The organism is Winogradskyella sp. SYSU M77433, assembly GCF_029911945.1.
Taxonomy (GTDB): Bacteria; Bacteroidota; Bacteroidia; order Flavobacteriales; family Flavobacteriaceae; genus Winogradskyella.
On the sequence record NZ_JARYTG010000005.1, the window covers coordinates 275,818 to 290,948 of the forward strand.

10 protein-coding genes are annotated in these 15,131 nt (G+C 34.4%); 6 read left to right on the forward strand and 4 right to left on the reverse strand.

Features of this window, described 5'->3' with window-relative positions; genetic code table 11:
* Positions 1-13: 13 nt before the first annotated feature.
* The 3 genes from QGM60_RS12085 to QGM60_RS12095 all read right to left on the reverse strand — a co-directional run bounded on the left by QGM60_RS12085 (position 14) and on the right by QGM60_RS12095 (position 2,705).
* Positions 14-1,015 carry a MoxR family ATPase gene (locus QGM60_RS12085; protein ID WP_281140504.1) on the reverse strand — a complete coding sequence of 334 codons (1,002 nt, stop codon included), beginning with the start codon at positions 1,013-1,015 and terminating at the stop codon, positions 14-16.
* A gap of 158 nt (positions 1,016-1,173) precedes the next feature.
* A complete protein-coding gene (locus tag QGM60_RS12090) occupies positions 1,174-1,989 on the reverse strand; it encodes a DUF4382 domain-containing protein (protein WP_281140505.1) in 816 nt (271 codons plus the stop codon).
* Positions 1,990-2,147: 158 nt separating this feature from the next.
* Positions 2,148-2,705, reverse strand: a complete 558-nt coding sequence (locus QGM60_RS12095) for a DUF4382 domain-containing protein (protein ID WP_281140506.1) — start codon at positions 2,703-2,705, stop codon at positions 2,148-2,150.
* A 105-nt stretch (positions 2,706-2,810) separates the two neighbouring features.
* Here QGM60_RS12095 and QGM60_RS12100 point away from each other — a divergent pair, with 105 nt between their 5' ends.
* The 4 genes from QGM60_RS12100 to QGM60_RS12115 all read left to right on the forward strand — a co-directional run bounded on the left by QGM60_RS12100 (position 2,811) and on the right by QGM60_RS12115 (position 6,358).
* Positions 2,811-3,674: an aldo/keto reductase gene (locus tag QGM60_RS12100; RefSeq protein WP_281140507.1), complete on the forward strand. Its 864-nt coding sequence runs from the start codon at positions 2,811-2,813 to the stop codon at positions 3,672-3,674.
* Positions 3,675-3,782: 108 nt separating this feature from the next.
* Positions 3,783-4,571, forward strand: coding sequence for an SDR family NAD(P)-dependent oxidoreductase (locus QGM60_RS12105; protein ID WP_281140508.1), 789 nt, complete (start codon positions 3,783-3,785; stop codon positions 4,569-4,571).
* A complete protein-coding gene (locus QGM60_RS12110) occupies positions 4,568-5,197 on the forward strand; it encodes a hypothetical protein (RefSeq protein WP_281140509.1) in 630 nt (209 codons plus the stop codon). Before QGM60_RS12105 ends, QGM60_RS12110 begins: the two co-directional genes overlap by 4 nt.
* 27 nt (positions 5,198-5,224) lie before the next feature.
* A complete protein-coding gene (locus QGM60_RS12115) occupies positions 5,225-6,358 on the forward strand; it encodes an ATP-binding protein (RefSeq protein ID WP_281140510.1) in 1,134 nt (377 codons plus the stop codon).
* 311 nt (positions 6,359-6,669) lie between these two features.
* Here QGM60_RS12115 and QGM60_RS12120 read toward each other — a convergent pair whose 3' ends face one another.
* Positions 6,670-8,223 (reverse strand): aldehyde dehydrogenase family protein, encoded by a 1,554-nt coding sequence (locus tag QGM60_RS12120; protein WP_281140511.1) that lies wholly within the window; start codon positions 8,221-8,223, stop codon positions 6,670-6,672.
* Positions 8,224-8,344: 121 nt separating this feature from the next.
* On the opposite strand from QGM60_RS12120, the gene QGM60_RS12125 reads away from it, so the two are divergent.
* Together QGM60_RS12125 and QGM60_RS12130 are read left to right on the forward strand one after the other, a co-directional pair.
* Positions 8,345-9,424, forward strand: coding sequence for an isoaspartyl peptidase/L-asparaginase (locus QGM60_RS12125; protein ID WP_281140512.1), 1,080 nt, complete (start codon positions 8,345-8,347; stop codon positions 9,422-9,424).
* Positions 9,425-9,547: 123 nt separating this feature from the next.
* A complete protein-coding gene (locus tag QGM60_RS12130; RefSeq protein WP_281140513.1) occupies positions 9,548-15,124 on the forward strand; it encodes an Ig-like domain-containing alpha-2-macroglobulin family protein in 5,577 nt (1,858 codons plus the stop codon).
* Positions 15,125-15,131: the final 7 nt, after the last annotated feature.

The window sequence follows — 15,131 nt, forward strand, 5'->3', positions numbered from 1 at the left end:
TACTGCCAACTGATTAAGGTACTTCGATTTCGTTTACAATCTTGTTAATGATATCTTCTGAAGTTACATTTTCTGCCTCGGCTTCGTAAGTAATTCCGATTCTGTGACGTAAAACATCATGCACTACAGCTCTTACATCTTCAGGAATTACATAACCTCTACGCTTTATAAATGCATAACATTTTGCAGCAGTTGCTAAGTTGATACTACCACGAGGAGATGCTCCAAAAGAAATTAAAGCTTTTAAATCTCCTAACTTATATTTTTCAGGATAACGTGTTGCGAATATGATATCTAGTATATATTTCTCAATTTTTTCATCCATATAAACTTCCCTAACAGCTTTCTGGGCACTAAGAATTTGTGCGATAGAAACCACAGGATTTACTTTATCGTAAGTTCCCCTTAAATTTGCTCTTACAATAAGTTGTTCTTCGTCTAATTTTGGATAATCAATAACGGTTTTCAACATGAAACGGTCTACCTGAGCTTCTGGTAAAGGATAAGTTCCTTCTTGCTCTACTGGGTTTTGCGTTGCCATTACTAAGAAAGGTTTGTCTAAGACAAAAGTTTCGTCTCCAATAGTAACTTGTTTTTCCTGCATCGCTTCTAGTAAAGCTGACTGTACTTTAGCAGGTGCTCTGTTGATCTCATCTGCTAAGACAAAATTAGCAAAGATTGGTCCTTTCTTTATTGAAAAATCATTTTCCTTTATGTTGTAGATTAAAGTACCAACAACGTCTGCTGGTAATAAATCTGGTGTAAACTGTACTCTACTAAAACTTGCATCAATAGCCTTAGACAAAGTGTTTATTGCTAAGGTTTTTGCCAAACCAGGAACACCTTCTAATAAAATATGTCCTTGACCAAGCAATCCGATAAGTAATCGTTCTACCATGTGCTTTTGACCCACAATAACCTTATTCATTTCTAAGGTTAATAAATCTACAAAAGCACTTTCTTTTTCTATCTTTTCATTAATTGATTTAATATCAACTGTACTCGTTTCTTCCATTATTTTAAGGGATTATAAGCAAAATTATGATTAGTAATTTTTTCGACATCGCAAAGTGTTAAAATTATTTCTTAGTTGCTGTTAACAATTGGTTAAAAAATAAAGCGCAGTACTATGTAGTACTGCGCTTTATAATAATTTTCACAAACTATGTTAAGCTATTCAAAAATAACGGTATCTAAATTTGTTGTTTGACCAATATTGACTTCTACGTTATCAATTACCACTGGAGTAAATAATGAAGAAGCTTCTGGAGTAACGGTTACGGTATAAATTCCTTCAGGAAGTCCTAAAATTTCAAATTCACCTAAGTCATTTGTATAGGTTGTTGTAGAGAACAATCCGTTAGTTACTGTAACTTCAGCAGCTATATCGTTTGGTTGAATATTACCTGCAATAATTCCTGAATTAACTTCTAGGTTGGCTCTAAGAACTGGTTTAAGATTAATGTTCCCTGAGTTACCAGCCATTACAATAGATTCTTCAACATCAAAATCTAGGATAAAATCATAATTATATCCAGGATTTATACTTTGATCTATCATAATCTTTAATCCAGATTGTTGAGCACTTGGAGTGTTTAACGGTCTTGGTTCTGTTTCACCTTCTAATAATACTGAGTTATCATCACCTAATATTAGACGTATTTGTTTAATAAGACCTGTTGGGATTGTTTCATTGTTTACCAACTCTAAACTTACACCTCCTGTAAGCTCTAACAAATCATAAACTCCCGGATTTAGAATCCCTATAGATTCCCATCCTCCTTCATCATTCTCATCAAAATCATCACTGTCATATTTTACCATTATATCTTCTACCTCAACGTAAACGTTTTGATAGTCTCCTGGATCATCAACAAGTTTAACCGATAGCGTTGCTGTTCCAGAATCGTTAGAACTTTCTGAATCATTACATGCAACTAGTAACAATGCCATTGAAAAAATTGAAAGAATTTGTTTAAGAAATTTCATGTTTTAGATTTTATGGTTCATTAATTAGGTACGCACGAAAAGCGTTCTTAGATTATTTAGCATAACCTATTAAGACCAAAAAACCAGTTAAACTTTAGTTAAAAAAATAGAGTGACAACTTGGTTATCACTCTATTATATTTATAAAATCGGATTAAATTAATAAATATGAATTTCTCTTATTTCTGTATACAGTTTTGGGTTTAAAACCATCATGTTTTCAGATTCATTAAAGCTTAAAGATTTAGTTAAATCAACCTCAATTGTAAAATCGTAAAATTTGTTACGTAGTAATTCCGTGTTAACCAAATTAGAAGGTGTTGCATTACCTAAATTTTCAACATCCAAACTATAAAGTATATTATTTAGGTTTAAAAAGTTATTATCTCCAAGTACTAGTCTTATTCCATAAATAGCACCAGACTTTACTTCAAAATTATCAACAAGCAGTAGTTCTGTATCTAAATTTGAAACATCGTATGTTTCCTGCAAGACATTTAGACTTATCCAAGAATTGGCATTGTTACTGTTTTCAACTTTTAATTGAACATCTTTAATATCTAAATACACATCACCTAAGTCATTAGAAATGCTTTTTAGTTTTACAGTAACTCCAGATAGCTCACCATCATAACCAGCTTCATCTTTAGAACAGCTAGTCATAGCAAGTAAAATACACAACACAAAAAGTAACGGTCTAGAAATTAATGATTTCATAACGAATAGATTTGGAATTAATAGCACTCAATAATACCGATTTTCTTATGTTTTGAGTATTTTTATACACGAATTGCACAAAAACCCTTATAAACTGATTTTAACGTGACATATTCTCGATTAATTGCAGGCACCATGACCTGGGGAAGTTGGGGAAAACAACTTTCAAAAAAAGACATGGAAACTTTAATGCATCATTGCATTGAAAACCACATCACCACTTTTGACCACGCTGATATTTACGGAGCTTATACTACCGAAGCAGATTTCGGGAAAGCCTTTGCGGATTCTAGTATAAATCGTGAAGACATTCAACTCATTTCAAAATGCGGCATTCAATATTTATGTGATAAGAGACCTAACAAGGTGAAACACTATGACTATAGTAAAGACTATATTATTTGCTCTGTAGAAGACTCTTTAAAAAATCTACAAACCGAATATTTAGATCTTTTACTATTACACAGACCCAGTCCGTTAATGGTTGCTGAAGACATTGCTGAAGCTGTTACAATTCTAAAGAAAGAAGGAAAAATAAAAGATTTTGGTGTTTCTAATTTCACCCCTTCCCAAATGGAAATGATTGGGTTGCGAACAGATATTGGTGTTAATCAAATAGAGTTTTCCTTAACCCAACATACAGCCATGCATGATGGTACTTTAGATTATTTAAAAACTTGTGGTATTAAGCCTATGGCTTGGTCGCCTTTGGGTTCTGTATTTAAAGAGGATAATGAGCAAACGAGACGTATTCATAAGCAACTTGGAGAATTAAAAGACAAATACAATGCTACTGAAGATCAATTACTGTTAGCTTGGATTATGAAACATCCTGCTGGTATTCATCCAGTTGTAGGCACTACAAACAAAACTAGATTAACTAAGGCAGTAGAAGCTTCTAAAATAGATTTGGAATTAGAAGACTGGTTTTTAATTTTGGTGGCAAGTCAAGGGCATAAAGTACCTTAAAATAAGCCCATCCCAACCCTTCCCAAAAGGAAGGGCTACAAATAATAACTTTTAAAGTAATACGATAGAACTTTCAAAACATCAAAAAATTATTAAACCAAGAGCATTATGAACAATGATGATTTTCCCCTAAGGGGAAACAAAAAGGGGCTAATAGCACTAATAACTGGTGCAACAAGCGGTATAGGTAGAGCAACTGCTCACGAGTTTGCAAAACACGGTATTAATCTTGTACTCTGTGGAAGAAGACGACAACGTTTAGAAAGTATTCAAAAAGCCCTATCAAAAGAAACTGATGTACATATCTTAAACTTTGATGTTCGTGACCGCGAAAAAACCTTAGAAGCTATAGCATCCCTTCCAGAAGAATTTAAAAATATTGATATCTTAATCAATAATGCCGGAAATGCTCATGGCCTAGATCCCATTGACCAAGGAAGCTTAGACGATTGGGATGCCATGATGGATATTAACGTTAAAGGTTTGCTATATGTCAGTAAAGCTATCATTCCAGGCATGACCGAAAGAAAGTCTGGACATATCATCAATATTGGTTCTTCTGCCGGAAAAGAAGTATATCCAAATGGAAATGTCTATTGCGGAAGTAAACACGCTGTTTTAGCCATTACGGAAGGCATGCGCATAGATTTGAATCCATATGGTATAAAAGTTGGTGCTGTAAATCCTGGTTTAGTAGAAACCGAATTTTCTCAAGTACGTTTTAAAGGTGGAAACCAAGCCGATAATGTATATACAGGATACAAAGCTTTACAAGCCGAAGACGTTGCTGAAGTGATTTATTTTGCTGTGTCTCGTCCACCACATGTTAATATTGCTGATGTTTTAATGTTTTGCACCGCGCAGGCGAGTTCTACTATTGTGAAGAAAGAGCTATGATAGAGAAGATTAAATCTTCTTGGTTTGATTTAACTTCAAAATACACAAACGATGAAGCGTTAATAAACACGCTTTGGTCAGAATTACACAAAAAATACGCTCATAAAAACAGGCATTATCATAATCTTTCTCATATAGAAAGTATGCTTCTACAAGCAGAAAACATCAAAAGTCATATTGAGGATTTTCCAGCCTTACTTTATGCTATTTGGTATCATGATATAATCTATAAATCAACAAAAAAAGACAACGAAGAAAAAAGTGCACTTTTTACCCAAAAAAGCTTAAAAAAGCTCAATTTTACTGAAAACCAGATTGAAAATGTTAAAAATTTGATTATTTCAACAAAAAAGCACCAAGTTATTTTAGACAAAAATTCGGATAATGCCTATCTTTTAGATTTTGATTTATCCATTCTTGGAAAAGATTGGGAAACCTATAAAAATTACACGCAACAGATACGACAGGAGTATAAAATTTATCCTGATTTTTTGTATAACCCAGGAAGAAAAAAAGTACTTCTACATTTTTTAGAACGAGAAACGTTGTACTTTACAGAAAGTTATAAAACACAATTTGAAAATAAGGCCAGAGAAAATATAAAAAGAGAATTAGAAACACTTTAAAAAGATTCCTGTTTCGGAAAAGGAACTATGATCAACAAACGCCTCCTCATAAAAAATTTGTTAGCTCATAATGATGAGAACAGTTTTTATGACAAAAAGCGAAAAATTGATATTAGTTACAGAGAAGGAAAGGCAAAGTTTCTAAAACATATCTGCGCACTGTCTAACAGTAACCCTAAAAACAACTCGTACATTGTTATTGGTATTGAAAATGACGACAATAAAATCGTTGGTGTCGATTTTTTTGATGACAGTAAAATTCAAAACCTCATCAACGCTTATCTTACCAATCCACCAATTGTTCAGTATGAAAATATTCCATTTCCTCACTTACCTGACGATAGAGTCGTTGGTCTTGTAACCATAAGACCCAACGAAAAAATAACCTCACTCAGAAAAAACATTTGGAAATATTATGGTGGTTCTGTCTTTTTTAGAGATGGTAGCATGAGTATGCCCAAAGTTTTTGATATAGAAATTAAGGATGTTAATTCTAAGATTGTCGCCTCAATTGAAAATCATGCGCAAAATAATATTCAACTAACGCTTGATGGTGTTTTTGACTTTATGAATAAGCGTAAAGACTACGAACCAAAATATAAAGTCTTTAAAGAATATTTTGTGCTTTGTTGGTCTGGACAAAGGAAACAAGTGAAGGATGAAGTTTTCTTTTCGCGTGTAGATATAGAACTAGTCAACGAGCAAGTACGGTTATTTTACTCAGCTTTAGATGAAGTTTCTATTGAATATGATGAAAACTCTTTTAAAATAGTAGAATATGTACGTTTGGGGCTTCATAATTCATACAAGTACTATAAGCTCGAAGAGAAAACCATTCAATTCAATAATAATGTTAGTTATTCCATTGATGCAGAATTGATTTTTGAGCCACCTCAATTCGACCGCAAAGTTTTGCATCATATTTATAATGCCAACAATGCTATTTTAGAAAAACTTGAAAAAGGTATTTCTTTGACTCAAAATGAAACTTCAGATTTGAAGAATTTAGCAGCAAGTTATCTCATTTGTTACCTCAACGGATTTGAAGAAGCCTTACCCAAACTAGAAATATCAAAAATTTACTTGAAGAAATATAGCACTGAACTTTACAACTCATATAAAGAGACTTACAGAATATTGAGAAAGGTGAAATACAACTAGTTCGTCGGATTTTTACAAAATTTCAACGCCAATTTTTGCACCTTGTCGAACTATTTTTTCAGCCTGTGCAGATTATACATTTTTTTCTACCATTCATCACAAATTTTATTTTCGAATGATATTTATGCTCATATTTGTATTGCTATTAATCAATTACATAAACCTTGTTTCATACGGCCAGCAGCTAAATTGGAACAAGGTTTTTTCGTTGTAGTAACTTATTATAGCATCTAATAGAATTTAAAAACTATAGAAAAAGTAAAGCCACATCTTTCGATATGGCTTTATATAGTTTATCTCTAATTCGAATATTACAAATCAAACTTAATACCTTGTGCTAAAGGCAACTGATCTGAGTAGTTTACAGTATTGGTTTGTCTACGCATGTACACTTTCCAAGCATCAGATCCAGATTCGCGTCCGCCACCAGTTTCTTTTTCACCTCCAAAAGCGCCTCCAATTTCAGCACCAGAAGTACCAATATTTACGTTAGCAATACCACAGTCACTTCCTGCAAAGGATAAGAATTTTTCTGCTTCTTTCATTTCGTTAGTCATGATTGCAGACGATAATCCTTGTGCAACACCATTTTGCATGTCGATGGCATTTTCTACATCGCCAGAGTATTTCATTAGATATAAAATTGGTGCAAAAGTTTCGGTTTGTACTATGTCAAAATCATTTTCAGCTTCGATAATTGCTGGTTTTACGTAGCAACCAGACTCGTATCCTTCACCTTCTAAAACACCACCTTCAACGAGTACATTTCCGCCTTCAGCTTTAGCTTTTTCTATTGCAGATAAATACGTGTTTACAGAATCTTTATCAATTAATGGTCCAATGTGGTTTTTCTCGTCTAACGGATTACCAATGGTTAATTGCTTGTATGCACCAACAATGGCGTCTCTTACTTTATCGTAAACAGACTCGTGAATAATTAAACGACGTGTACTTGTACAACGTTGTCCGCATGTACCAACAGCTCCAAATACAGCACCTGGCACCACTACTTTTAAATCTGCAGTTGGTGTAATAATTATAGCATTGTTTCCTCCTAATTCTAATAAAGATTTACCAAAACGCTCGGCAACAGTAGCACCAACAATGCGTCCCATACGTGTAGATCCTGTTGCAGAGATTAACGGAATTCTATGATCTGTTGTCATAAACTCTCCTACTTTATAATCTCCGTTTATAATACAAGAAATACCTTCTGGTAAGTTGTTTTCTTTTAAAACCTCAGCAATAATATTTTGACAAGCTACCGCACAAAGTGGTGCTTTTTCGGAAGCTTTCCAAACGCAGACATCACCACAAACCCATGCTAAAGCTGTGTTCCAAGACCAAACAGCAACTGGAAAGTTAAATGCTGAAATGATCCCAACAATACCTAAAGAGTGCCACTGCTCTCTCATAACGTGTCCTGGTCTTTCAGAAGGAATGGTTTGACCGTTTAACTGCCTTGATAAACCTACAGCGAAGTCGCAGATGTCTATCATTTCTTGCACTTCTCCGTAACCTTCTTGTAAAGATTTACCCATTTCGTAAGAGACTAATTTACCTAATGGTTCTTTTAATTCTCTTAAACGATTACCAAACTGTCTTACTATTTCACCTCTTTGTGGTGCAGGCATTGCTCTAAACTGTAAAAAGGCGTCTTGAGCTGTTTTTATAACTTTATCGTAGTCTTCTCTTGTTGTAGTAGAAACTTTTGCAATTAATTGTCCATCTGTTGGAGAGTAAGATGAAATTAAGTCTCCACTTCCAAAACCGTTAGAGCCTGTAGAAGTTCCATCGTTAACATCTTTAACACCTAATTGTTTTAAAGCTTCTTTTATTCCGAAATCGGTAGCAATTGCTTCCATTTATGTCTAATTTTTATGAATTATTAAATTTTTATGCGAAGTTACTAATAAAAAGTCAGTTTCCCTTGAGTCTTGGCGTTTAAAAAACGTAACTTTAATGCACTTAAAATTAGTTGTTTCTATGAATAGATTTTTATGCGCTTTAGTCATTTTACTTTTATGTTTTTCATGTGGTGAATTGGTACCCAATCCAGATGAAAATCCAAACAATATTACCAGAGATTCTTCTGAAAAAACAGAAGAAAAGCAACAAGAATTTGCCATTGTAATCCATGGAGGTGCTGGTACTATTTTAAGAAAAAACATGTCTCCCGAAAAAGAAGCGGCATACAAGGCTAAATTAGAAGAGGCCATAAGAACTGGTTATGAAATTCTGAAAAACGGAGGAAGCAGTCTCGATGCGGTTGAAAAAACTATAAATGTTATGGAAGATTCTCCACTTTTCAATGCAGGAAAAGGTGCTGTTTTTACCAATGCCGCAACCAATGAACTCGATGCTTCTATAATGGATGGAAAAACCTTAAATGCTGGTGCGTCTGCTGGAACAACTACTGTAAAAAACCCTATAAATTTAGCTAGAGCTGTTATGGAAAAATCGGAACACGTTATGCTTTCAGGGAAAGGTGCAGAAACATTTGCTGAAGAACAAGGTCTAGAAATCGTTGCACCAGAATATTTCTATACCGAAAACAGATTCCAATCTTTGAAAAAGATCAAAGACAAAGAAAAAACTGAACTAGACCATGATGCTAAAACTGCATTCTACGATCCCATGATTAAAGATTCAAAATTTGGAACGGTTGGTTGTGTAGCTCTAGATAAAAATGGAAATTTGGCAGCAGGTACATCCACTGGTGGTATGACTAACAAACGTTATGGCAGAATCGGTGATGCTCCAATTATTGGTTCTGGTACTTACGCAAACAATGCAACTTGCGCTGTGTCTAGTACTGGTTGGGGAGAATATTTCATCAGGGCTCAAGTTGCTCATGATATTTCTGCTTTAATGGAGTATAAAGGCTTATCCCTAAAAGAAGCTGCACAATTGGTCATACAAGAAAAAGTACCTAACCTTGGTGGTAATGGAGGCATTGTTGCGGTTGATAAAAACGGTTACATGGTTATGGAGTTTAATACCGCAGGAATGTATCGTGCAAGTATGACTGATGGCGGTGAAATAACCATTAAAATTTACGAATAATAAACTTTGTGTTTTTTTTAACATTTACTCAAAGACTAAATCATAAAAAATCAGCGTAATTATTTAACAAGAATGTGCCTACCCTTCTTTTTCGTAGACGTTTTATTTTAATACCATTTCAACATGCAAATCAAAAAGCTACTCGCTATTGTAGCACTAGTTGCTCTAGCCATTTCCTGCAAAAAAAAGCCTGTAAACACAGACAATATTTACAAATTCAGAGACTATATTAGTTACACAACTTCTGGTTTAGTTTCTGTTGCTGACCCAATTAGGATTAATCTTTCAGAGCCAGTTGAAACATGGAATGAAGAACAGGATATAGATGCCAATATAGTTACTGTAAAACCTCATGTACAGGGAAAACTTAAAGCTTTAAATAAGCATACTTTAGTTTTTACACCAGATGAGTATTTAGAACCTTCTACGGAATATACAGTTAATGTGAAACTTGGTGAAATTTACAAGTCAATACCATCAGATTATGAAGATTATACGTTTCAGTTTAAAACTATAATACCTAGTTTTAATATTGTAACTAACGACCTTCAGTCTTACAGTAAAGAGTGGCAATACTTAAGTGCTCAATTACGCTCTGCGGACATCATTTCTCTAAAAAATGCAAAAAAGCTTGTAACGGCATCTCAGAATAATAAAAAACTTTCAATTGTATGGAATGAAGCTTCTGAAAACTCTAAGTTTTTTGAATTTAAAATAGATAGTATTAATCGTCCTGTTGAAGATAGTGAAGTTTTGGTAAAATGGGATGGAGATGCAATAAACGCTGATAATGAAGGTGAAAACACAATAGTCATTCCTGGAAAAAATAACTTTACAATTATTAGCACTAAAGTGGTTCAAAGTCCAGAACAATTTCTTTTGATTAATTTTTCAGATCCAATAAAAAAGCAACAAAACTTTTCAGGTTTAGTAAGTCTTCAAGGTTCAAAAAATCCAAAATATATTGTTGATGGTAATGTTTTAAAAATCTATCCAGACACTAAATTAATTGGCGATATTCAAGTTGATGTATTTACAGGTATAAAAAATGAAGATGGCTATAAATTAAAAACAGCCTTTTCAGAACAACTACGTTTTGATGCTCTAAAACCACAAGTTAGACTCATCAATAATGGTACTATTTTACCAAATTCAAAAGATTTAAAATTCAATTTTGAAGCGGTTAATCTTAGTAAAGTCGATGTTAGAATCATTAAAATATTTGAAGACAATGTGCTTCAATTTTTACAAGACAATGACATTAATAGCAATAACGACTATAACATTAAAAAAGTTGGAAGACGTATTGCAAAAGAAACTATCACTTTAGTTCAGGATGAAGCTATTAACCCTGGGAATTGGAGAGCTTACAGCATTGATTTGTCTAAATATTTGAATGCTAATCCTGGCGCTATTTACCGTGTAGAGCTTAGTTTTAAGCGTGAGTATTCACTTTATGATTGTGAGTCTAATGCTGAAACTACAGAAATTGAAGAGGATGATTATTATGACGACTATTACTACGAAGACGATTATTACACGTCTGAAGATATTTCTGATGAACAAGCAGAAATAAGAGAAGAACGCTATTGGGATAATTTAACCTACAGCTACAGAAACAATAATTATAGATGGAGAGACAGAGACAACCCATGTACCGATTCTTATTATAATTATGGCAACCGTGTTGTAGCCCAAAATCTAATTGGTTCAGAACTTGGAGTTATCGCCAAGCAAGGGAGCAATAACACCTACTTGTTTGCAGTTACCAACATACTTACTACCGAACCTGAGCGTGGAGCAAAAGTTACACTCTACAATTTTCAGCAACAAAAACTAGAAGATGCTGTTTCTAATAGAGAAGGTATTGTTGAAATTAAAGCTAACAAACGTGCTACATTTGCCATTGTAGAAAAAGGAAAAAGTGTAAGTTACATAAAACTTATGGACGGCAACTCGCTTTCCTTAAGTAAGTTTGACGTTTCTGGTAGCCGACTACAACAAGGACTTAAAGGTTACATCTATGGAGAACGCGGTGTTTGGAGACCTGGAGACAGTCTATTTTTAACCTTTATGCTCAATGATGTTGCTAATAAATTACCTAAAGGACATCCTGTAAAACTAGAAATTACAGATCCTGTTGGCAAACTAGTTTACAGAAAAGTTAGCATAGACAACGTTAACAATGTATACGATTTTAAAGTACCAACTTCAACAGATTACAAAACCGGAAATTACAACGCAAAAGTTTCTGTAGGTGGAGCTAATTTTTCAAAAGCCTTAAAAATAGAAACTGTAAAACCGAATCGATTAAAAATAAATATCGATTTTGAAGGTGAAATTTTAACCAATAACGCTCCTTTAAATGGAGATCTAAATGTAGCATGGTTACATGGTGCACCAGCAAAAAACCTTAAAGCTGAAATTAAAGCAAAATTCACAAGCTCTTACACTGGATTCAAGAATTACGATGATTACATTTTTACCGATCCAACCCGAACTTTTAATGGCGAAGAAACCAATGTTTATGAAGGTAATTTAGACGCCGAAGGTAATGCTAAAATAAACACCGAACTCAATATTGGAAAAAATGCTCCAGGCATGCTTAACGCTCAATTTTTGGTAAGAGCTTTTGAAAATGGTGGAGATTTTTCACTCGATGCCTTTACGATGCCTTATGCTCCTTACGAGAGTTTTGTCGGCTTAAAGTCACCTGAAGGTAGCCGTTACGGCTCGTACTTCACAGATGAGAATCACACTTTTAATGTCGCTACAGTTACTGCTGACGGCAAACCTGTACAACGTAAAAACTTGGAAGTAAAAGTCTATAAAATAGAATGGCGTTGGTGGTGGAATTCCTCTTACGACAACCTTTCAAGCTACGTCTCTAGTAGTTATCACAGACCTGTACAAGATTTTTTAGTCAGCACAGATGCGAACGGAAAAGGTAGTTTCAAACTAAAAATTCCTGAGAATGAACGTGGTCGTTATCTTATAAGAATTGTAGATCCCGTAAGTGGTCATGCTACTGGTCGCACAGCATATTTTTACAAAAACTGGTGGCAAAATTCACCATCATCAGATAAAGAAGCGGCAAAAATGTTAGTGTTTTCTACAGATAAGGACAATTATAATGTTGGAGAAACTGCACGACTAACATTTCCTTCGGGAAGTGAAGGTAGAGCTTTGGTTAGTATTGAAAATGGCACGGAAGTCATCAGTCATCAATGGGTAAAAACACAACCAGGTGAAACTACAGTAGATATTCCTGTGACACCAGAAATGGCACCAAACGTATTCATAAACATTTCGTTGTTACAACCACACGCTATTACATCTAACGATTTACCAATTCGTTTATATGGTGTAATTCCTATGATGGTAGAAAATCCTGCAACAAGACTGGAGCCAAAAATTAACATGCCAGATGTTATACAACCAGAACAATCTTACCAAATCAAAGTCTCAGAAAAGAACAACAAACCAATGACGTACACTGTTGCTGTTGTTGAAGAAGGTTTACTTGATCTTACAAGATTTAAAACACCTAATGCTTGGGATGAATTTTATGCTCGCGAAGCACTTGGCGTAAAAACTTGGGATATTTTCGATGATGTTATCGGAGCTTATTCTGGAAGTATAGATCAAGTATTTGCCATTGGTGGAGATGGTAGTGCTGCAAAAGGTAAAAACAAAAAAGCGAATCGTTTTAAACCGGTTGTAACGTATTTAGGACCTTTTGTATTAGATGCAGGTGAAACCAAAACGCATCAACTAAAAATGCCTAACTATGTTGGAGCGGTTAGAACCATGGTTGTAGCAGGCAATAACCAAACCGAAGCTTATGGAAATGTAGAAAAATCAGTAAAAGTTAAAAAGCCTTTAATGGTCTTGGCAACGTTACCACGAAAATTAAGTCCTGGTGAAAAAGTAACACTTCCTGTTACCGTATTCGCTATGGAAAATAAAGTGAAAAACGTCAACCTATCCTTAAAACTTAGCGATGGTATAACTGTAAAAGGCCAGGCTTCACAATCGCTTCAATTTAGTAAGCCAGATGAAAAAATGGTCTACTTTGATTTAGACGTCACTAAAGCCAAAGGCATTAACACTATTGAAGTTATTGCTACAGGAAATGGAGAGAAGTCAACTTATAAAGTTGAAATTGATGTTGAAAATCCAAACCCAATGACTTCAAAAGTTATTGATAACGAACTTGAAGCCAACGCTAAGCAAAACATTGCGTTTTCAACCTTTGGAGTATCAGGTACCAATTCGGCAACTGTTGAGTTTTCAACTTTACCTCCTATGGATTTTACAAAACGTATGCAATATCTTATCCGCTATCCGCATGGTTGTGTAGAGCAAACTACATCGAGTGTATTCCCTCAGTTGTTCTTAGCAGATATTTTCGATTTAACTTATGAAAAGAAAAAAGAAATTCAGAGTAATATTGAAAATGGTATTAAGCGTTTAGGGAATTTCCAACAACCAAGTGGTGGAATGAGTTATTGGATAGGCGAGAATTCTGCTAATGATTGGGGAACAAGTTATGCTGGTCATTTTATGATAGAAGCCGAAAAGAAAGGTTATATATTACCATTAACTTTTAAAAGTAATTGGATTGCGTACCAAAAACAAGCGGCTAGAAATTGGAGACCAAGTTACCGACACTATCATAGCGATTTAGCACAAGCTTACCGTTTGTATACTTTGGCTTTAGCTGGTAGTGCAGATTTAGCGAGCATGAACCGTTTACGTGAATTTGAGGAAATCTCAAATGAAGCCAAATGGAGGCTTGCTGCAGCCTATGCACTTGCAGGACAACAAGAAGCTAGCAATGCCATTTCAAAATCGGCTAATATAGATTTTCAACCTCCAAGATCTAATTATTACACGTATGGTTCGGTAGATAGAAATAAAGCTATGGCTTTAGAAACTATGATAATTACAGATAATCCAAAAGTGAGAGATCTAGCAAAATCAATAGCCAAAGAATTATCGAGCAATAAATGGATGAGTACACAAACAACAGCTTATAGCTTATTGGCTATGGGAAAAATGGTGGTTAAAAATGGCGGAAAAGATCTAAAACTAAGCTACAGCATTAATGGTAAATCTGAAACTATCAATACTAAAAACGCTATAGCACAACGTAGTATTCCTGTTAATGATGGCAACAATACTATTGAGATCAGCAATTTAAAAGACAATCTTATTTATGCAAGAATCTTAAATTCTGGTAAACTAAAACTTGGTGAAGAAGTTAGTGAATCGCGTGGTTTTTCGATTAGTACGGTTTACAAAGATTTACAAGGCAATACAATTGATGTTGAAAAACTTCAGCAAGGTCAAGATTTTGTAGCAACTGTAAGCATTACCAACTTAACAAGTAGCTCGATTAATGATGTAGCACTGACACAGATTTTTCCTTCTGGTTGGGATATTGTAAATACTAGGTTCACCGATTTTGGAGATACTACGGTAAGTCAAGCAAGATATACAGACATCAAAGACGATAGAGTAAACTTTTATTTTGATATGCAGCCAAAAGGCAAATATGGTACTAAAACATTTACGGTAATGCTAAATGCATCTTACCTCGGCACCTATTATTTACCAGGAACCCAAGCCGAAGCGATGTATGATAATGACTATTTGGTGAGAAACAAAGGTCAGTGGATTACGGTTGAGAAGTAATAGAATA

Bases quoted from the DNA above. Each gene is read 5' to 3' on its own strand.
- QGM60_RS12095 (WP_281140506.1), bottom strand. From the start codon at position 2,705: ATGAAATCATTAATTTCTAGACCGTTACTTTTTGTGTTGTGTATTTTA.
- QGM60_RS12085 (WP_281140504.1), bottom strand. From the start codon at position 1,015: ATGGAAGAAACGAGTACAGTTGATATTAAATCAATTAATGAAAAGATA.
- QGM60_RS12105 (WP_281140508.1), top strand. From the start codon at position 3,783: ATGAACAATGATGATTTTCCCCTAAGGGGAAACAAAAAGGGGCTAATA.
- QGM60_RS12130 (WP_281140513.1), top strand. From the start codon at position 9,548: ATGCAAATCAAAAAGCTACTCGCTATTGTAGCACTAGTTGCTCTAGCC.
- QGM60_RS12115 (WP_281140510.1), top strand. From the start codon at position 5,225: ATGATCAACAAACGCCTCCTCATAAAAAATTTGTTAGCTCATAATGAT.
- QGM60_RS12125 (WP_281140512.1), top strand. From the start codon at position 8,345: ATGAATAGATTTTTATGCGCTTTAGTCATTTTACTTTTATGTTTTTCA.
- QGM60_RS12120 (WP_281140511.1), bottom strand. From the start codon at position 8,223: ATGGAAGCAATTGCTACCGATTTCGGAATAAAAGAAGCTTTAAAACAA.
- QGM60_RS12110 (WP_281140509.1), top strand. From the start codon at position 4,568: ATGATAGAGAAGATTAAATCTTCTTGGTTTGATTTAACTTCAAAATAC.
- QGM60_RS12090 (WP_281140505.1), bottom strand. From the start codon at position 1,989: ATGAAATTTCTTAAACAAATTCTTTCAATTTTTTCAATGGCATTGTTA.